The 20953-nt window shown below is 51.9% G+C and carries 11 protein-coding genes; 5 read left to right on the top strand and 6 right to left on the bottom strand.

Features of this window, described 5'->3' with window-relative positions:
• Positions 1-9 precede the first annotated feature (9 nt).
• The 3 genes from KIH39_RS09465 to KIH39_RS09455 all read left to right on the top strand — a co-directional run bounded on the left by KIH39_RS09465 (position 10) and on the right by KIH39_RS09455 (position 5533).
• On the top strand, positions 10-669 hold the full coding sequence (locus tag KIH39_RS09465; protein ID WP_213499087.1) for a response regulator transcription factor: 660 nt from the start codon (positions 10-12) through the stop codon (positions 667-669).
• Between the two features lie 78 nt (positions 670-747).
• Entirely contained in the window at positions 748-3540 is a 2793-nt protein-coding gene (locus tag KIH39_RS09460; RefSeq protein ID WP_213499086.1) for a hybrid sensor histidine kinase/response regulator, read from the top strand.
• A gap of 493 nt (positions 3541-4033) precedes the next feature.
• Positions 4034-5533 (top strand): hypothetical protein, encoded by a 1500-nt coding sequence (locus tag KIH39_RS09455; RefSeq protein WP_213499085.1) that lies wholly within the window; start codon positions 4034-4036, stop codon positions 5531-5533.
• 72 nt (positions 5534-5605) lie between these two features.
• Here KIH39_RS09455 and KIH39_RS09450 read toward each other — a convergent pair whose 3' ends face one another.
• The 4 genes from KIH39_RS09450 to KIH39_RS09435 all read right to left on the bottom strand — a co-directional run bounded on the left by KIH39_RS09450 (position 5606) and on the right by KIH39_RS09435 (position 15437).
• Positions 5606-6880 carry a hypothetical protein gene (locus KIH39_RS09450; RefSeq protein WP_213499084.1) on the bottom strand — a complete coding sequence of 425 codons (1275 nt, stop codon included), beginning with the start codon at positions 6878-6880 and terminating at the stop codon, positions 5606-5608.
• A gap of 316 nt (positions 6881-7196) precedes the next feature.
• The gene (locus tag KIH39_RS09445; RefSeq protein ID WP_213499083.1) at positions 7197-8597 is read right to left on the bottom strand and encodes an efflux RND transporter periplasmic adaptor subunit; all 1401 of its coding nucleotides are present in this window, start codon (positions 8595-8597) and stop codon (positions 7197-7199) included.
• A gap of 2 nt (positions 8598-8599) precedes the next feature.
• Positions 8600-11992, bottom strand: a complete 3393-nt coding sequence (locus KIH39_RS09440) for an efflux RND transporter permease subunit (RefSeq protein WP_213499082.1) — start codon at positions 11990-11992, stop codon at positions 8600-8602.
• A 142-nt stretch (positions 11993-12134) separates the two neighbouring features.
• Entirely contained in the window at positions 12135-15437 is a 3303-nt protein-coding gene (locus KIH39_RS09435) for an efflux RND transporter permease subunit (protein ID WP_213499081.1), read from the bottom strand.
• 512 nt (positions 15438-15949) lie between these two features.
• On the opposite strand from KIH39_RS09435, the gene KIH39_RS09430 reads away from it, so the two are divergent.
• Positions 15950-17494 carry a TolC family protein gene (locus KIH39_RS09430; protein ID WP_213499080.1) on the top strand — a complete coding sequence of 515 codons (1545 nt, stop codon included), beginning with the start codon at positions 15950-15952 and terminating at the stop codon, positions 17492-17494.
• A 307-nt stretch (positions 17495-17801) separates the two neighbouring features.
• Here the strand turns inward: KIH39_RS09430 and KIH39_RS26600 are convergent, their stop codons facing one another.
• Both KIH39_RS26600 and KIH39_RS26595 read right to left on the bottom strand, forming a co-directional pair.
• The gene (locus tag KIH39_RS26600; protein ID WP_246539627.1) at positions 17802-18557 is read right to left on the bottom strand and encodes a hypothetical protein; all 756 of its coding nucleotides are present in this window, start codon (positions 18555-18557) and stop codon (positions 17802-17804) included.
• 3 nt (positions 18558-18560) lie between these two features.
• The gene (locus tag KIH39_RS26595; RefSeq protein ID WP_246539625.1) at positions 18561-19265 is read right to left on the bottom strand and encodes a hypothetical protein; all 705 of its coding nucleotides are present in this window, start codon (positions 19263-19265) and stop codon (positions 18561-18563) included.
• Between the two features lie 535 nt (positions 19266-19800).
• On the opposite strand from KIH39_RS26595, the gene KIH39_RS09415 reads away from it, so the two are divergent.
• Complete coding sequence (locus tag KIH39_RS09415; RefSeq protein WP_213499079.1) at positions 19801-20859, top strand: YncE family protein; 1059 nt, start codon at positions 19801-19803, stop codon at positions 20857-20859.
• Positions 20860-20953: the final 94 nt, after the last annotated feature.

The raw sequence follows: 20953 nt of genomic DNA, 5'->3' as shown, positions 1-20953 counted from the left end.
AAATTGGACATGATACGAGCAAACAAATTGCGAATTTTTTTGGCGGATGATCATGCTGTCGTCCGAGAGGGTTTAAAAGCTCTCATCAACGCCCAATCCACCATGCAAGTCGTTGGAGAAGCTTCGAATGGCATCGAAGCCTGCCAACTTGTTCTGACTTTGAAACCGGATGTCGTGGTCATGGACGTTTCAATGCCGGGGTTGAGCGGATCGCAAGCAACCAGTCGCTTGCGTCAGGAATGCGCGACGATTCGAGTGCTGGCTCTAACCGTACATGAAGATAAAGGATACATCCGGCAGTTGCTCGCCGCCGGAGCCGCGGGCTATGTGCTGAAACGGGCGGCACCGGAAGAACTGATTCATGCGATCCGTGCCGTGGCCGCCGGGGGAGTCTATCTGGATCCGATCATGGCAAGTAAAGTTGTCGGCGGATTTGTGCGAAAACCGGTCGGGGAAAATTCTCAATCGATGGAATTGAGCGATCGGGAGACCGAGGTGGCGAAGCGAACCGCCGCCGGGTACAGCAATAAAGAAATTGCAGCCCGTCTGGAGTTAAGCATTAAAACTGTCGAGACCTATCGCTCCCGGGCGATGGATAAATTGGGACTTCATAGTCGGGCCGATCTGGTCCGGTACGCCGTGCAGCAAGGCTGGCTGCAGAATGGTTAAGAAGGAACTCCGGAAAAATCTCGATTTGCCTGGCCGGCAAACTGTATCGCCCACTACCTTTTGAGAAAAACGGATCGAATGAATGACCCACTCGATGCTACGATCCCCGCTAAAATCCATTCACCTCTAGGACCGCAAGATCCTCCGGACGGTCTGCACCACCCGACTCCGAACTCGGCCACATTCACACTGGATCCAGCGGGAACGGTGCTCAGTTGGAACCGAGGGGCGGAAAGGATATTTGGATACACTGCCGCGGAAATTGTCTCTCGGAATTATTCCCGCCTGTTCGCTCCCGCCCAGATCTTGGCTCAAAAGCCTTCCCAAAACTTACAACTGGCGGCCACCGAGGGATCCCTGGAAAAATCCGAATGGTGTTGTACGGCCCACGGAGTAACTTTCTGCGCGTCCATCACACTAACCCAGTTGCAAAATTCCCTCTCGCAACCCGTGGGTTTCGTTCAGACGACGCGCTGCAATGTTCCGCCATTAAAGGGCGACTCCTCGGCCGCGACTCCGGAAAGTTATAGCGAGTCGGCCCATTCACTGGAACCGGTTTCGCGAACTTCATGTTCCCTGCAGAAAGCGATATCCTCAGCGGATTTGGTCGCTTCGGAAATGCGTTATCGCCGTCTTTTTGAGGCGGCACAGGACGGGATTCTCATCCTCGATTCTTCGACTCGGAAAATCCAGGAAGCGAATCCTTTTTTAGCTAACCTTTTAGAATTTCCGCCGAACGAATTAGTGGGTAAAGAACTCTGGGAAATCGGTTTATTAAAGGATATTGTGGCCAACAAAGAGTTATTCAAGAAGTTGCAAAAATTGGGGTATGTTCGTTACGAATGCTATCCGCTTTTGACCAAGTCGGGACAGCATATCGATGTCGAGTTCGTGAGTAATTCTTACGATGTCCTGGGCACCTTGGTTATCCAATGCAATATCCGAGACATCACCGACAGGAAACGGTCGGAGGATTCCTTGAAGGCCAGTGAAGAACGCTATCGGACACTAGTGGAAGCCACGTCAGCGATTGTCTGGAGTACGCCGCAGTCGGGAGGATTCGAAACAGACCAGCCCGATTGGAGTTCGTTCACCGGCCAAACCTTCGAGGAATTGCGCGGCTGGGGTTGGCTTAACGCCATCCATCCGGAAGACCGGGACAGGACTGCAAAAGTCTGGAGCGAGGCTTTTGAGCAGAAATGGATCTACTACGTGGAACATCGTCTGCGCCGGGTCGATGGGCTTTACCGCCATATGGTGGCTAGGGCAGTCCCTATCTTAAACCTCGATGGAAGCATTCGGGAATGGTTCGGAATCCATATCGACGTCACCGAACGTAAAAAAACAGAAGAAGCCCTCTTGCTTCATGATCGCGCGATCAAAGCGGCTACCCAGGGATTGATGATCGCCGATGTCACTCTGCCGAATCATCCAATCGTCTATGTCAGCCCCGCTTGTGAGACTATCACCGGGTATCAATCTTCTGATTTTTTGGGTCTTAACTGTCGGTTCCTCCAAGGTAAAGATTCCGATCCCCTTAGCATCAAGCTAATGAAAAATGCCGTCGAGAATGGAGTACCTTGCAGTGTCGAAATATTGAATTATCGCAAAGATGGAACTCCTTTTTGGAACGCCGTTTCGTTATCTCCGATCCGCGATGATGCGGGATTGCTCACTCACTATGTTGCAGTTCAAGTCGATGTGACGTCTCGTCGGAAACTGGAGTCCCAGTTTCTACAAGCTCAGAAGATGGAAGCCGTCGGGCAACTGGCGGGTGGGATCGCTCACGACTTCAATAACCTGTTGACCATCATCTTGGGATACTGCGATCTATTGATCGAAGCTCTCCCCCCGGAGGATTCGCAAAGGGAATTACTCAATGAAATTCAGAATGCCGGGTTGCGAGCGGCGGGATTGACCCGTCAACTGCTGGCGTTCAGCAGAAAATCTGTGCTGGAGATCCGCACGCTGGATCTGAATGAACTGGTTCGCGATAATGAGAGATTGCTTCGGCGCATGATCGGCGAAGATATTCGTCTCATCACGTATCTTCAGGAAAATATCGGCAGTATCAAAGTGGATAGTAGTCACATTGGCCAGATCCTGATGAACTTGGCCATCAATTCTCGGGACGCAATGCCTCGAGGAGGGCAGCTGATCTTTGAAACGAGCGAAGTGGATATGGAAGATGCCGATTTCCCTTCGCAATCGGGATGCGCGTCGGGGCGATACGTCAAACTAGTTATCAGCGATAACGGCAATGGCATGACTGCGGAAGTTCAATCGCATATTTTCGAACCTTTTTTTACTACCAAAGAAGTCGGAAAAGGAACTGGCCTGGGTTTGGCAACGGTTTATGGAATCGTTAAGCAATGTGGAGGACATATTGCCTTATACAGCGAAGCGGGATTCGGCACGACTTTTAAGATTTACTTTCCTATAGTCCCGGGCACCGAGAAGACCACTCGAGCGGATATTCAGCTGGCAAAACCTCGAGGCGGTACCGAAACCATTCTGCTCGTGGAAGATGAGGCCAGTGTCCGCAATATTGCATCTCTGATTTTAACTTCCCAGGGATATACCGTGCTAACGGCGGAATCCGGTAAGGAAGCTCTGGACGTGGTTCAACGGCATCAGGGAGGTATCGATTTGCTCCTGACCGACGTGATTATGCCCGGTATGAGCGGTAGAGAATTGTCAGAAGTCCTAACTCAAAAAACGCCTAAATTGAAAGTTCTTTATGCGAGCGGATACACCGAGGATGCTGTTATTCGCCATGGAATTCTCGATCTCGAAGTCTCCTTTTTGCAAAAACCCTACACGCCGACCTCGCTGGCTCGAAAAGTTCGCGAAATTTTGGAACGGAATTGAGGGTACAAACAACCCTATTTCGAGCAATTCCTGGAGTTCGAGCTCCGATTTTATTAGGCCTATTGAAGGAAGCACTTGATCTGAAGGTTCTCCCGGCCGCCGGCGAAGAGCGTTCCGGGAGTTAGAGGTCCGCGCCGAACGGTTAGAAGCGGGACAGATTCGTCCGGGTTCCTTCGCACGTGTCGGAGCCAAAGAATAATCGGCTTTTTCATCCGAAAGCATCACGCCTTGGGCCCGTTCCGTCACATTCTGGAATTTCCAGTTTTTTCAATTTCTCCCGCAGGGAGCAGGCCAAATTTGCTAAATCAAGTTTTAGAGGAGCAGGGCCCCTGACGGCTGATTGCCCTTCTCGCCGGTCTTCAGCGTTTTGGATTTAATCTCGTGCGTTTAATTGCGATCCCCTCACTGCTGTTAAGCGGCTTTTAGAAATGGCTTCGTTATTTCGGCCAGCGAAACTTTCGGAAATTCATGCCATGAGAAACTTGGAAAACCTATGAAGTATTTGATCGTCGTAATCATCCTGGGGCTGAGAACAGCTCTTTCTGATCTATCGGGATCGCGGGTACTGGCTCAGGATTCTCCGGCCGCGAAGGCGAGTTCTGAGGACCGTTTTGAGATACGCAACCTGGAAGGTTGGACTGTTTACGTCAATCGCGCGGCAAGCAAGCAATATCCCAAGCCGATGGCCCAGACGTTGGAACACCTGCGCTGGGAACTCTACCAGATCAAGTTAGCTGCGCCCGCATTAGCGGTCACCAACATGCAGGAAAACAACGCGCTTTTGATCGAGTACCAGGAGAAAGTGGACTTGTCTTATCATCCGGACCGGAATTGGCTGCTCGATCAGGGATATACGATTCCCAAAGACCCGAAGTCGTTTATGTCGCTGAGCATCAAGACGCATCTGGGAGATAGCTATCGCCATCCGTTTGTCGTGTTCCACGAGTTGGCGCATGCCTACGATTTTCACTTCATCGGCCAAGGGAGCGACTACGGCAATGCGGAATGCCAAGCGAATTACGAGCGGATGATGAAAGAGGGGAAATACGAGAAAGTCAAAATCTGGGACGGCCGGATCGGTTCCCATTACGCTCGAACCAATCGCATGGAATATTGGGCGGAAAGCACCGAAGCCTACTTTGCTGTCAACGACTTCTACCCATTCGTCCGGGCGGAACTCCGGGAGCACGATCCGCAAATGGTTCGGATTCTCGAACGTTACTGGGGCGTCCAGCCGGAAGAGATATTGAAGAAAGAGAAAGAACTGGTGACCTACCTGCAAATGAGAAATCAGAAATCTTCTCGCCCGGAGTTCGCCAAGGACTCTCCAGCCACTGAAAAATTCACTCCCACTTCTCGATACGAAAAACGGAATGTGGAGGGCTGGACCGTCTATATCAGCCCACAATTGCTGGAACAACCTGGACTTTGTTCGACGATGGTAACGCTTCTGAACTATAAGTTGCATATGATCAACCACTTCTTAGGCGAGCCGGGACGTAGGCAACTGCACGAAGTGCCGATCTGGCTGGAGATCGGCCAGACGGCCGGTCCTTACGTTCGGTATTGCGGAAGCAGGGAATTGTTGGCGAGTGAAGGCGTGAATCCAGACAAATCTGGAGCGATGGAGATCCGCGATCCGGAACGCATGCAGAAATGGGTTTTGCTCCAGCAGTCCGACTTGCTCCAGGAATTGGCGCTCGCCTATTACGATCGCCAGGCTTCGAAGAAAGATTCCGAACTGGGCAAGAAGGTCAAGGCCGCTTACGAACAGGCCAAAAAGAGTGGTAAATATGAATCGGTTCTCCGATTTGACGGCCAACGCGTACCCCACCCATCGTTAAGCAGTGACAGGGAATATTTTGCCGAGTTGATGAAAAGTTATTTTCTTGTCAGCGATCACTACCCCTTTATCCGCTGCGAATTGAAGGATCAGGACCCTGTCGGATACGCCATAATCGCTAGCTTGTGGGAAGGCAATCCGCGTCGCTGAGCGAGGCAAATCAAGTCAGGATTTCCAAATTGCATTCACGACGTCGCTGTCACTTAGGCGAGAGATTCCTTATTACTCTCGCCAGTAGGTCGATTCCTTCGGACCGGCGTACTTCACTGCCAGTTTAGGGGTCTTAACGAGAGACTGGCCGGCGTGCAATGAATCGACGCCCCCGATGACCATTCCGGAGGTCAAGAGCGTTCGCTCGACCGGGTAGGGCGCCTGACCCGTTAAGATCATATTCTCGATATGCCGCGCCAGGGGGTTGAAGAAGTCCGCTGTCGTAGCCCCGTAAGACGGCATCGGGAGATACATCTGGCAGGAGAGGATCTCGCCTGTGTCTTTTCGCAAGCCGGCATAATTAAAATCGCGGATGGGAGCTAGCAACATCGTAGTTCGGAAGCCGTCGCGATGTTCGATGAGATAGGCCGTAGAGTCGAGAAGTGCTTTCCGGGCCCAGTCAAAGCTGATCGGATCTGACGGATAGCCCCCTTCGACGGGAAGATTGTGGCTACGACTTAGAGCGGCGACGAGTAATTGCCGGGTCGATTTGCGTTCGGGCCTGGCTAGTTCTTCCCACACCTTTTGTCCTTTCAAGGCGAGCACGCTGCTCACACCCACTTCGCCCCCTTGACGGCGTTCGGACATGCATTGGGCCGTTTCCAGTCCGTGGATATCGTAACTGTCAACGCCTCCGTAGCCGACACAGACGCTCTCTTCCAAAGGGACCCCCAGCGGCAGGTCGATCGACGGGAGTCGCCTGGTCGCGGGGAGGGAGAAACCGGCCAGGAAGGGAAATCTCAGACGTCGTGCGTCTGCTACCATTTTCACGCATTCTTCCCAGTCCGTGGAGAGATGCTTGTCGTTGAACACTGGACAGGATTGACCGGTTTTCTCGAAGACCTTGACAATCTCCTGAAACCATTGATACCGAGGATAGCGCTTTTGCCCTTTTTCGTTCACAGGATAGTCGCCATGCTCGGCGATCAGGACCACTCCGTCGACGGCGAGCTTTTCGGTCCCCAAGGTCAGAGCATCTGCAATCGTCGGCACCGCTTTCAATTTGTATTTGGCAATGCGAGCTTTCGCGAGATCGTCTTTAGGAAACTGATCGATAAAAATCGAAGCGATATCGAGCCGGGGCGCCTGCCACATGCCACCCCAGTTGTATCCCATGGCGAAGCGATCCAAAAAATGCTGTGCGTGCGAGTGCTGGTGGACGACGGTACCGAGGAAAGCGATCCTCTTGCGAGACGTCGTTTCTGCGGCGGCGAAAGTGCGGTTTTCCAGCACTGTCGTGCTGAGCGATGCGACCAGTCCCGAGGCGACAAAGCGACGACGATCCATGAAGCTCTCCGAATCACTTTTTAAGAATCGGGAAAACCGGTAATCAAAGCTGTGAGGAGTGGACTCGCGTGAAACTCTTTCCAACACTACAGGCGTTCCAGAAAGCTTCGCGCACTGGAGCAGGGGTGAGTCTGATGGGAGCGGTGTCTGAGTTGTTCCCGGAACAAAAAACCGAAGCACTTAAACGGAAAAAACTTCTGAGGCTCAATAGTTGCCTCAGAAGTTCAGCAGTCCAGTTGCAATTTGAGCAGTAGCCAAGAGACTCGTCCGTCTCAGTGAATTGACAGCCAGTTTCGGTTGGCTTTTACCGGGTCAATTACTGTTTAGCTATCTTCACTTCCACATTTTGACCATCGACGAGTGAGCCCGGATTGGAGGTGACGATCTGCTCTTTTCCTGTGATGGTTTCCCATTTGATTGGAAGGTTTGGTTTGGGTTCTTCGGATAACATTTGGAGAACCTGAACGGCGTCCGTCGTCTGAACCCCAAGCCGAAGAATCGTCTTTCGAGCCTTACCATTTTCCACGCGGAAGCAGTAGCTGATATCGCCATCGGTCAGCACCGCTTCGGGGGGCAATTTCATAGCATCCGGAAGTATTGCGGAGATGGTGACGTTGGCATACATGCCGGGCCGAAGTTCATTTTTGGTATTCTTCAGATGAATCTCAGCGGTGAGAGTTCGGGAGTGTTCATCCAAAGACCAGGAGAAACGAGTGATTTTATCGGTGAATTCTTTTCCTGGAAGGGCCTGAAATCGAATCAGAGCCGGATCGCCTTCTTTGACCAAAACAGCGTCTTTCTCCGGTATCTGAACGGCGAGCCGCATAATATCGGTTCTCATCATGGTGAATAAAGGATGAGCCGTGGCAATGGATGAACCCGATGCCGAAGGTTGCAGGAAGTGCCCCGTGTGAACATTTCGAAGCGTAATGATACCATCGAAAGGAGCCCGAATTTCGGAGTAGGCCAGCCAATCCTTCCACTGATTAAAATCGGCCTTGGCCACTAGTAATCGAGCGGAAGCCGATTCGATATCCGCCTCAGCTTTATGGAACTGAGCACTCGATTGTTCGAAATTGGCGCGGGCTGTTTCCAGTTTCGCTCGGGCTTCTTCCTCGATGGCTTGAGTAGAACGCAGTTGGCTTTGCGTTTCTTCGAGAGTCTGTCTGTCGTATACGCCGGATGTAGACAATTTTCGACCTCGATCGTATTCCAATTGCCACCGTTCGACATCCGCCTTGGACCGATTGACACCGGCAATGGCTTCCTGGATGCGAGCTTTGGCCGCCACGACGAAAGCCTTGGCCGAGTTGGCAGCTTCCTTGGATTGATTGACGTCCGCCTCGGCCTGCTTAATCATGGCCTCCTTCACATGAAGGGTCTGGACCATTTCCGGCACCCAGAGTTTGGCCAGCGCCGAGTTTTTGGTGACGTGATCACCAATATCGACGTTAACCTGATCGACGTAGCCGGCGATCTTGGTGTAAATCGGAGTTTCTTCGTACGGCCGTAAAAATCCCGGCTGTTCAATCAAACGAGTGATATTGGCACGTACCGGATTGGTGACTTCTACCTGGCGAATCTCTACGATCGCCTTAGCGGCGACTTTCTTACCGCAGCCGCTGCTGAGGATTGGCAAAGTGGCGAGAAGGATCCAGACAAATTTCGCGCCCAAGTGGGCGCCATTCCCAGATTTTGGTTCTGTGAGAACGTCCATAATTACTCCTTAGGCTTATCGGTTTCAGAATCAGTTTTTCGTTCATCTAAGGGCGACGAATTGGGATTGGAATCAGCAGATTCGTCAGTTCCCTCGGGCGGGAATATCGAGTCATCAATAACTTCCACGGCCGATTGATGTACGGCCGGGGTATGCGCACCGACCGGCATTGCTTCGTGCGAGAAATACTTGCTATCGGGATCATCGGGGTGCAGAGAAGAAGAACCGATTGCACTCTTACCCATTACCAAGGCAAAAATGGAAGGCAGTATCAGCAAGGTGGTGAAAGTGGTGAAGACCAACCCGCCGACTACCGCTCGACCCAGCGGAGCGGTTTGTTCTCCCCCTTCTCCCATACCCAATGCCATGGGAATCATCCCGGCGATCATCGCGCAACTCATCATCAGTATAGCTCGGAAACGATCCGCCGCGCCGGTCTTTGCTGCCTGGGCAGCACCCAAACCGGCTTGTCTTTCCCGTTCCGCGAAAGTCACGAAAAGGATCGCATTCGCCACCGAGACGCCAACCGCCATGATTGCTCCCATGAACGATTCGATATTCAGCGTCGTGTGCGTCAGATACAAAGTGAGCGCGACTCCTGCGACTACCGCTGGCGTTGAGGCGAGCGAGACGATAGCAAGGCGTATCGACTGGAAGTAAGCGGTTAAGAGCAGAAACACCACGCCGATGGCGAGAACCAAACCGAAGGCGAGGCCGCTAAACATCAATTTCATCGCGGGAACCTGGCCGCCGATTTCAATACGTGCTCCACGGGGAGGTTCGCCCACTTCTTTAATAGCTTCGGCGATTTTATCTGCGGCTCGTCCCAGATCATCACCCACGACGTTGGCCGTGATTGTGACCATGCGCTTCTGATTAATACGATCGTATTCTTCCGGCATCGTTCCAGTTTCGATGCGAGCAACGTCTCTCAGTAAAACCGATCCCCCTTGAGAGGTGGCTTTCACAGGAATTTCGCCGACTTCGGACATCGAGTTCATTCGGGCGGGAGGCACCTGAACCTGGACCTGGTAACCGATACCGCTATTTGGATCCGCCCAAAACACCACTGTAGCATAGCGACTGGAATAGGTGGCGGCGATCAGTGAGGAAGCCGCTTCCGAAACGGTAAGGCCAGCCAATCCGGCACGTTCCCGATCGACTTCCACTTTGATACGCGGGTAGTCATTGGCTTGAACGAAGCGGAGATCCCGCAAAGTGGAAATCTCACTCAACTTTGCGGCGACTTTCTCCGCATAAGCCCGGTTTTCTGCCTGGTAAGGTCCACTGACGGAGATTTCGAGGGGAGTCGCTGCGCCGAAGCTCATAACCTGGTTAACCACGTCAGCCGGTTCGAAAGAAAACGTCAAACGGCCGGCCCGTTGGATGGCCACTTCTCGTGTAACCCCCGCATCTACGAGTTTATTCGACAACCAGCCGATTAGCTTTTCGCTCAATTCTTTTCGTAATATTTCTTCGACATCCTCCACTCGAAGACCCGCCTCGGGTCTTAAGGAAATTCGGACCACCGCCTGATCGGTACCGGCGGTCCAAAGATACACGGCGTTGGCCGTGAATGTGGGTGCGGTCGTCCCGATATAAGAAACGGAAATCGCAATATTATCTTCACCGATTTTCGCTTTGATCACCTCGAGCGCCTGCCGGGTCAGATCCTCGGTGATTTCCAGTCGGGTTCCGGTCGGAGCGGAAATACGCATTTGAAATTGACCGGCATCGACTTGAGGCGCAATTTCCCGACCCACCTGCGATCCCACCACGGCAATGAGAGCCAAACTGATTAAAAGGTAGGTCGGAATCATTAATCTTCGAATGTTCAGGAACCTACCGACCAACCCTTCGTAGAAGCTCCGCAGACGGGCGAACGAAAATCGACCTGACTTCGAATTGGGATTCTCCGGAATTAGCTTCATAACCCAGACTGAAAGCACGGGAACGAATGTGACTGAAAGCCCAAAGGCCGTGATCATGGCGAAACCTACCGCGATTGCTAACGGAACGAACAAACCGCGGGCCGCACCTTCCATCAAGAACGAAGGCAAAAATACGGCCAGGATGCAGAGCAATGCGAGCAAGGCGGGAACGAGAGTCTCTTGGGTACCATCTTTGGCCGCCTCGGCGATGGACTCCGAGTAGGCCATCCGAGTATGAATGTTCTCAACCACAACCGTGGCGGAACTCACCAAGATACCGACGGCGAGCGACAGTCCCCCGAGTGTCATCAGGTTGATAGTTTGCCCGGTGGCGAATAGACCAACGACTGCTCCCATCAAAGCCAGCGGAATGGTGAGTACGACTACGACAACGCTTCGCCAGTCTCTCAGGAACAGCAAGATGATTAGCCCGGTCAATAAAGCACCCAGACTAGATTGCGCAAGAACGCCTTTGACGCCATTGGTAACGGCAGGGGATTGATCGAATTCGAGAGTCAGCTTCACATCCTTGGGCAACACCGACTGCATCTGTTCCAGGTTTTCTTTGATCTCATTCACAACGCTCAAAGTGGAAGAGTCGCCGGTTTTTAAGATCGGCATGTACACGGCCCGACGTCCATTCACCAGAGCCCATCCCGAAGCGATGTCCATACCGTCTTCGATTTTTCCCTTCAACAAATCCCGCAGGTAAACGTGAACTTCGGGCTTGATCGGAATGTTTCCCAAATCCTGCGGGTCGACCACGATGGAATTCACGGAGACGATCGGCATCTGGTCTTTGATGCGGGCGTTACCGGACGGAGTAATCGTGTTCCCTTTGGAAAGCGCCGTGGCCACATCTTGAGGGGAGAGGTTGTAGGCTCGCAATCTCTCCGGATCGAGGCTCACGATGATACTGCGCAGACTTCCGCCGAACGGCTGAGGAGCCGAGGCCCCGGGAAGACTGGCGAGAATGGGTCGCAACCGGAACAGCATCAGGTCGGAAAGTTCTTTGATTTCCCGGGTTTCGCTGGACAGTGTCAGGTAAGCGACGGGTACGCTCGAAGCATCCAGCCGAATGATAAATGGGGTCACGGTCCCGGGCGGGAAGAAGGCTTTGGCACGGTTGGCATAAATTCCCGCCTCGGCCATGGCTTGAGCCATGTCCGTGCCCGGGTGGAAGTAGATTTTGATCAGAGCGAGGTTCTGGATATTCCGCGATTCGACGTGATCGATGCCGTTCATGTAAAGAAAGGCGTACTCGTAGTAGCTCGAGATCAGACCTTCCATTTGGGCGGGATCCATGCCGCCGTAAGGTTGAGCCACATAAATCACGGGAAGGTTAAGATCGGGGAAAACATCGATCCGCATGCGCGTAACGGCAAAGACACTTCCGAAGATAATGGATACCATCGCGACCATGATGGCCATGGGACTGCGCATGGCGATTTCAATCGGTTTCATTCTGCTACCTCAATCCCATCCCTGTATTCGTCGCTGGCGTTCGGCATCGAAAAATTACCTAATCCACTTCGGGCTTACTTACTATCAGGGAATCCGTGAAAAAAATAGTTTCCAGCAGCTGCTTATCAGCGGGAATCCAAATTTAGTGAGTAGTGCTAACTGCCGGTTTTTTTTGTTTAGTAGGCTTCCGAGCCGTCAATTTTGCTTTTGCCTGTTTGAGGCGTCGAGTTAGGAAAAACTTACTCTCCGGATCATCGGGATCCAGCGAGGAAGATCCAATCGGGCATTTGTGCATGACGATGGCGAAGACCGCCGGTAGTACCAGAAGCGTTGTGAAAGTGGCGAAGAGCAGGCCCCCAATCACAGCTCGACCCAGGGGAGCAGTTTGCTCGCCACCTTCTCCCATCCCCAGGGCCATGGGAACCATCCCCGCAATCATCGCACAACTCGTCATCAAAATCGGCCGGAGTCGTTCCTCCGCACCGGTTCTGGCGGCTTCCGAAGAACCCACTCCCGCCTGCCGATCCCGCTCGGCAAAAGTCACGAGGAGAATCGCGTTAGCCACAGCAACGCCGATGGCCATGATGGCACCCATGAAGGATTCAATGTTGAGAGTGGTCCCGGTCGAATACAGGGCGATCGAAACCCCCGCAACAACCGCTGGCGTTGTAGCGACCGATACGAGCGCAAGCCGCAGCGATTGAAAATAAGCGGTTAGCATCAAGAAAACCACGATCACGGCCAAGCCCAGACCTGTGGCCAGCCCGCTGAACATTTGCAGCATGGGAGGCACTTGACCGCGAACCTCGATCTTAGCACCGCGCGGCGCATCTCCTGCTTCTTTAATGGCTTCGGCAATCTTATCCGCGGCCCGACCGAGATCTTCTCCCACCACGTTGGCCGTGAGAGTAACCATACGCTTCTGATTAATACGGTCGTATTCCTCAGGCATCGTCCCTTTTTCGATACGTGCAACGTCTCGAAGTAGAACCAAGCCGCCTTCATCCGTTGATTTTACAGGAATTTCACCCACTTCTGCCATTGAATTCATTCGGGCAGGAGGAACTTGTACCTGGACCTGATAGCCGATGCCGCTAGTGGGATCGGCCCAGAAAACGACGTTCGCGTAACGGCTGGAATAGGTGGCGGCGATCAGCGATGAGGCCGCTTCAGACACCGTCAATCCCGCCAGACCTGCCCGCTCTCGATCGACTTCCACTTTAATACGCGGGTAGTCGTTAGCCTGAACGAATTGAAGGTCTCGCAAAGAGGTAATCTCACTCAGCTTAGCGGCGACCTTTTCGGCGTACTGTCGATTTTCGGTTTGGAACGGACCGCTCACGGCAACTTCAATGGGCGTTGAAGCCCCAAAGCTCATCACTTGATTCACCACATCGGCCGGTTCGAAGGAGAATTTCAGCTGGGTAATTCGCTGGTCCGCGAGTTCGGGGGATATGCCGTATTGGATTAGTCGGTTTTTGAGCCAACCACTCAGGCGGTCATTCAATTCCGTTCTCAAGCGTTCTTTGATCGCTTCGACTCGCAGACCGCTATCTTTTTTCAATGCCACTCGAACCACGGCCTGATCGGTTCCGCTGGTCCACAAGTAGATTGCATTAGCGGTGTAAGTTGGTGCGGTTGTGCCGACATACGCCACCGAGATAGCCAGGTTTTCTTCGCCAACGACGTCCTTGATGACTTCCAGCGATTCCCGAGTCAACTCTTCAGTGAGTTCGAGTCGCGTTCCGGTAGGAGCTTTAATGCGCATTTGAAATTGGCCGGAGTCCACCTGCGGCGCAATTTCTCGTCCGACCTGGCTTCCGAATAGTACCAGCAAACTCGCCATAATGACCAGGTAGATTGGTACGATGAATTTTCTTCGAGGTAAAATTCTCCCGACCGTTCGGGCATAGAAGAGTCGGAATGTTTCGAAGGAGAAGGTCCCGTGTACTTGATGTTCATCCACCTCGATGTGCTTCAGAAGCCAAACGGAGAGAACCGGTACAAAGGTGATGGAAAGCGCAAAGGCGGTGATCATCGCGAAGCCAACGGAAATGGCCAGCGGAACAAAGAGTCCGCGCGCCGCTCCTTCCATCAAAAACGAGGGTAAGAAAACGGCGAGAATGCAGAGCATGGCCAGCATATTCGGAACCATTGTTTCCGAAGTCCCGACTAGAATGGCTCGGGCCGTAGTGGGCTGGATTTCCATTTGAGAATGGATATTCTCGATGACGACCGTACCTTCATCAACCAGAATTCCCACGGCCAGGGATAAGCCGCCGAGCGTCATCAGGTTAATCGTCTGGCCGGTTGCCCAAAGCCCTACGACCGCGCCCATCAGAGCCAAGGGAATCGTCAAAACGACGACGATGACACTCCGCCAATCCCGCAGAAACAGAAGTACCATTAAACCGGTTAACAGGGCACCCAGGGCAGATTCTTCGACGACGCCGCTGACGGCCCCGGTCACATAAGGGGATTGATCGAATTCGAGAGAAAGTTTGACGTCCTCGGGGAGTACCGACTGCATCTGAGCCAGATTTTCTTTGAGTTCATTCACTACGGTCAATGTCGAGGCATCCCCGGTTTTGAGGATCGGCATGTAAACCGCTCGGCGACCATTCACCAGAGCCCAGCCGGATGGTATGTCCATACCATCCTCGATTTTGCCCTTCAGCAAGTCGCGGAGATAAACGTGTTCCTCCACCTTGATGGGAATATTTCCCAAATCCTGCGGATCGACCACGATCGAATTCACCGAAACGATCGGCATCTGATCTTTGATGCGGGCGTTACCGGATGGGGTGATGATGTTGCCGTTGCTGAGCGCGCTGGCTACGTCTTGAGGAGATAGGTTGTACGCTCGCAATCGTTCCGGATCGAGACTTACGATGATGCTTCTCAAACTACCGCCGAACGGTTGCGGTGCGGAAGCTCCAGGTAGACTGGCCAGAATCGGCCGCAACCGGAAGAGCATTAAGTCCGAAAGTTCCTTGATCGCGCGCGACTCACTGGAGAGTGTCAAATACGCCACGGGGACACTGGAAGCGTCCAAACGGATAATGAAAGGCGTAACGGTACCCGGAGGAAAATAGGCTTTGGCTCGATTGGCATAAATCCCGGCTTCTGCCATGGCCTGAGCCATGTTGGTACCCGGGTGAAAATAGAGCTTTAGTAAGGCCAGGTTCTGAATGTTGCGGGATTCGACGTGGTCGATGCCATTCATGTAGAGGAAGGCATATTCGTAATAGCTGGAAATCAGACCTTCCATCTGGGCGGGATCCATGCCCCCATAGGGCTGGGCGACGTAAATCACGGGAAGGTTGAGATCGGGGAAAACATCGGTTCGCATGCGAGAGACCGCGAACAAACTGGCAAAAGCAATACCCAGCATCGCGACCATCACGGCGACGGGATGTCTGAATGCTAAATCGAGTGCCTTCATAAAGGACAGATCCGATTCGACTTCATCCAAGGAGAGGGGAGGTGAAGCGAACTAAAAGCATCAAGGTAGGAAATAAAATCAGCGAAGGCCTGGAGTTATCTTCTGGTAAGTTGAATCTCAGGGTACAATCGCATAGCGAACTCTAATTGATCTCATTTTGAAATCATCAAATTCACCATGGGATTGTACTATCTATTTTATCACTTTCTTACGTGAAATACACTTCACGCCTGTAAGAGAATCGCGATTTTTGTGGATTTTGTTCACTACAAATTGGTTTTTTTCGAATTCCGAGAGTGAAAATGTGGGTATGTTTCCTCGCAATTCAGATTGTGTGTAAGCGATCAAAGTATTTATGAGAAAGGGCCACTCCGTACAATCCGCACACGACGCATAATTGGCGAATTGTTTTCGGAAGATTGGAACCAAACCTCATCCGGAGAATAATCGTTACCGATACCACGAACAGACACAATTTTGTTTGCCAGAACAGGAAGTTCGGGAGACTCACAATGCGGTATCGGCATATAGCTTTTTGTTTGCCGGCAGTTTTATGCCTTTATTCCATGACGGGACAAGCTCAGGAACCCAGCCCCATTTTGCCCCTTCCGAAAGTGCCGGATCAGAAGAATCCAACACCCCTTCCAACCGGAGACCAAAAGAAAGAGCTTTCTTTCCCCTCCAAATTCAAAGCCGATGAATCGCTCACGATGTCGGGATCGACCCCTCCAAAATCCGGAGGGCAGCCGATCACGCTGAGAGAGGCGATTCTCATCGCTAATAGTCAGGCGATCGACAACCGGGTGGCGGATGCCCAGATCGGCGTGGCCAGTGCGCTGTACCAGGGAGCTCGAGCGCTCTGGTTGCCGAACATCGACGTCGGAGCGGACTACTATTACCATTCCGGCCCTTTCTCGAACATCTCCACCGGAGCGATTGAGACTAACACTCGGGAAACCCTGATGTATGGTGTCGGTTTCGTAGCCGTGGTGGCCACCAATGATGCGGTATTTGCGCCCCGCGCTGCCCGCAACGTTTTGGAATCTCGATACTCCGATAAGCAGGCTGTTAACAACGATGTGTCGCTGGAGGTGTGTGAGATTTACTTCCAGGTGCTGCAGTACCAATACGAATTGGCCGCACAAAAAGTCCTGGTTGCTCAGGCGGAAGAATTGGTTCGCCAGGTTTCCGCGATGGCGGAAGGTCTGGTGCCCGATGTCGAAATCAACCGTGCCAAAGTCGAACTGGCGCGACGCAAACAGACTGTCGCTAATACCGAAGGGCAGTATTACATCGCCATGGCCGAGCTGGTCCGAATTTTGAGGCTTCCTCCCGGCGAATCGCTGGCTTTGAAAGAAGCTATCGATTTTCGCCTTCAAGTGGTGGATCCCAATTTGCCTTTGAAAGAACTGATTCAAATAGCCTTAATGCATCGTCCCGAACTGGCTTCACAATCTGCCTTGGTGAGAGCATCGGTCGAGCGTTTAAGACAGGAACGAACCCGCCCATTGATGCCGATAGTTCTCGCAAGACCGGCTTCCACTTCTCCTCCGGGAACCCTGGGAATCGGAAGCTTTGGTGGCGGCAGCTACAGCAACAGCGATTTCGGCAGCCGTGTCGATTATGACTTTCAGCTGGTCTGGGAACTGCAGAACTTGGGATTTGGCAACCGGGCCAAAATTCGGCAGAGACGATCTGAAAATGAAGTGGCCGTGCTGACCCTGTTGCGGGCACAAGATCAAGTGGCCGCCGATGTGTCGCAAGCTTACGCCTCCGTGAACGCGGCTCGTACTCGGCTGGATGTGGCCATCCCCGCCTACATCGAAGCCAAGCGAAACTTGGAGAAGAACTTCGAAGGACTGCCGCAAACCAAACGAGTGGGTAACTTGCTGGTGCTGATCATCCGTCCTCAGGAAGTGGTGGCGGCGATCCAAGCCATGAGCCAGGCCATCGTCGATTATCATGCTTCGCTGGCCGAATACAACCGGGCGGAATTCCGACTGAACCGGGCGCTGGGTAATTCGGTTGCTCCCCTTCTGGAAGAAGGAGCCAAATAGCACTTGGCAGGCTCGGCGCCTCTTTCAACATCAACTTAGCAATGCAAGCCTTTGCGAAATCGTCTTCGGGAAGATCGACCTAGATCGAAGAGATGTCGAGCAGAGGCTTGCCCGTTCCCGCTCATTTAACTACTTTCTGGACAGTTGATTCAGTTCAACGAATAGATCAGTGTGTAAGTCTGTCGCTAGTCGCATTTGAAAAATAATGCACTGAGCCCTCCTTGGAGGCGATCCCAAACCGGATCAGCGACGATAGAATTCACACCACTCACATCCAGGATCACCGGCGTTTGTCGCAATTCGTTGGTTACTCCTTTCCCAGAATGAGGTCCACGACCCAGCAACCCTTGACATGAGAGCCGTCGCCGCGACAATGGGTCAAGATCTCTTGGTTATCGCAGCCAGCGTCTTCGAGGGCATCGGCCAGGATGGGCATTTGGTCGAAGCCACGAGTGGCATAAATGCTGCGGGCGAGGTCCGTGACGGTGGTGGTTTGCCAGCGAGGGTCGAAAGTTACAGGGTGGAAGGGATTACCGAAGATTTCTCGAACCAGCCAGTCACCCGGCCATTCTTCTTGGCGTTGCAGATGATCTAAAAGATGGTCAGAAAAATTGTTGTTCTTAGATTCATAAGGAAGGTGATAGGCTATATGAGCTAAATTGGAAAGTTGATCAACTATTTTTTTTTCGCCTAGTGGATTATTGCCTTGAATATCCTCTTCCTTGAACACCCCCATTTCTATTAAGCGTTTCACTTCAGTGTTGTTCGATTTATTATAACTGTGATTTCTGATAAATTCTGGATCGAAGTCAAAGCCGAAAGTCGGACATTCTGCAGCCCATTGTGTGTCATGTATCTCTTTCTCGGTGGCTCGGCCATCGGCTGCCCGCTCCGCTACTTCTACAGCCTCACGTGAAAAGTTACTGTAAAGTAGATTCCAGTTAACACGAAGACCTGCGCAAATATAGAGATTCACCTTTCGTTCCCTGAAATGCGGGGATCCGGATAAATATTGAATCAATGGCTGCCAATCGGGCGAATTTATCCATTCTTCCTCCGTCATTGATCACTCCTTCCCGAGAATGAGTTCGACTACCCAACAACCTTTGACATGAGGGCCATCACCGCGACAGTGCTGGATTATCTCCCGATTATTGCAGCCGGAATCCTCCAAGGCATCGGCCAAGATGGGCATTTGGTCGAAGGATCGGTTGTCGTAGATGGAGAGGGCAAGGTCACGGACACTGGTGGACTGCCAGCGATGATCGAGGGTTGCGGGACGGAAGGGATTACCGGGGATGTCGCGGATCAGTTGACTTTGAGCCTGTCGTTCTACAGAAAATGTTCTTGATCGAGATGCAGCTTTGGCAGCTAAATCCGCTGTGCCATAAGCAACGTTTAGTCCGCTTTGACTACAAGGTTCTCCATCAAGCGAAACAAAATCATAGAGTGACAAACAGTGTGCCGCCATCGCAGCATCTCGGATTTCTCCATTAATTTCTTGAACAAAATTAACGCCTTTCACATTAGGATCAAAAACATCCTGAGCATTGAACCTCGCAAGAACCAGTTCGCGTTCATTAAATTTTCCTCCAATTAGGCCTTCGGCAATTTCAATAACAACTCTGCTTCTAACATCTGGTATAAGATCGAGGATTCTTCGCCAACATGCGATAGCAAAAAGCCGAAACTTGCGATCACTCGCTTTGTGCCGAAGGAAAGCTAGCATCGGATCAGGATCTTTAAAATTTGACCAATAATCATCTGTCACGTCTATTCTCCATGCGAATCCAATAAAAGGATTATAAACATATTGCGAACCTAATTATTCATCCGAACAGCGATTTCACATCGTCACTCAATGTCTCCTGAATGTCCTCAGAACTGAAAACTGAATCAATCGTATATTCGTGCGAATTTACGTTTTTTGCGGCACACCCATTCTCTCAACGCGCGCCGTTCCGATTCCAAAAACTCCTTGGGGATGCGAGGACATTCATGCTCCGAGAGAGATTTCGACTTCGATCCATCCGGGGCCCTTAATCCACTCATCGGAGATCCAGATTCGTTGACCAACAGGAGTCGACTATCTTCGATCCTTCACTTGATGGGAACGGAACAACGGGCTGCGGGTTAAGCAGAGTGAAGAGAGGGGACTAAATTAGCGAGAAAATAAAGGGAGCATAAAGCGAAGATAAAATTTCCGAGAATGTGTGAAACTTCACAGGTGAAACGAAGAAACGACATACTTTATCTAAACAACTTCTTTGAAATCCATCGTTTTTATCGGCATCCAGGGGGTACGTATGAGTAAGCGATTTACAAAATTCCGCTTCTTGCTGGCATCAGTTTTCGGGCTATCCGTCTTTTTGACCTTGGCAAAGATCGCACCGGCCGAGGATGTTTCCGACAAGCCTTATAAGATTCTTACGACCACACAGATCCCGGCTCTGGGAGGGATCGACTACGTAACCGCGGATAGTCTCAATCGCCGGGTTTATGTCGCTTGCGGCAATGCAGTTAGTGTGTTCGATCTCGATACCTATAAGCTGACGGGAACTTTGGAAAAAGCGTCTGGGCACGGCGTTGCCGTCGATCCAGAGAATCACACCGGATTGGTCGCTGGAAATCCCGCGACGTTTTTTAATACGAAGAAACTCGAAGCGATTACCACTCTGCCAGCTCCGGGAGCCGACGGTTATCTCTTCGATCCAACGACCCACCATTTTTTTATTCTCAGCCATCGAGCACCGAACGTCCTCGTCGTTGATTCCAAAGATGGAACTGTCGTCGGAAAGATTGAGGCTATTGGTCCTGATGGTAGCAATGCCGCTGTCGAGCAGGGGGTAACCGATGGCGAAGGGCATCTGTTTTTCGATATTGCCAACGAACACCACATTGCCGTCGTCGATGCCAAAACACTCAAAGTTACTGGCCATTATGACCTTGGCGAGAAGGGCAAAGCCCCGGCAGGCTTGGCCATCGATACTAAGAATCACATTCTTTTTGCGATGTGCCGAGGTGGCAGCGGAGGAACACCCACCTGTGTTATTCTCAGCTCCATTGACGGCAAGATCCTCACGACGCTTCCTTTGGCCGGCAATAGCGATGGGGCCGTTTTCAATCCTCGCACCATGGAAGCCTTTAGCTCTCATGGCAACGGAACTCTCAGCGTGATCAAGGAAAAGAGCCCCAAGGAATTTGTGGTCCTGGAGACTGTTAAAACCAAGACCGGAGCGAAAACGTGTACCCTGGATACCAAGACGGATCGAGTCATTCTGATCACTCGAGAACCGGCTCCGAATAAAGAAAGCAAAGAGGGGCGTCCGGCACAGCTTTTGGATGTGATTTTTGTCGGACGATAAGTTGTTAGGGCTCAACGCGAAAGCGTAGGGAATGGCTCGATCTCAGAATTCGAATCTTAAGTCATTCGAGTTCTGAGAAAGGTTTTTGATTGGA

Source organism: Telmatocola sphagniphila (genome assembly GCF_018398935.1).
In the GTDB taxonomy this organism is placed as follows: domain Bacteria; phylum Planctomycetota; class Planctomycetia; order Gemmatales; family Gemmataceae; genus Telmatocola; species Telmatocola sphagniphila.
This window is presented reverse-complemented; position numbering and strand designations above follow the sequence as displayed.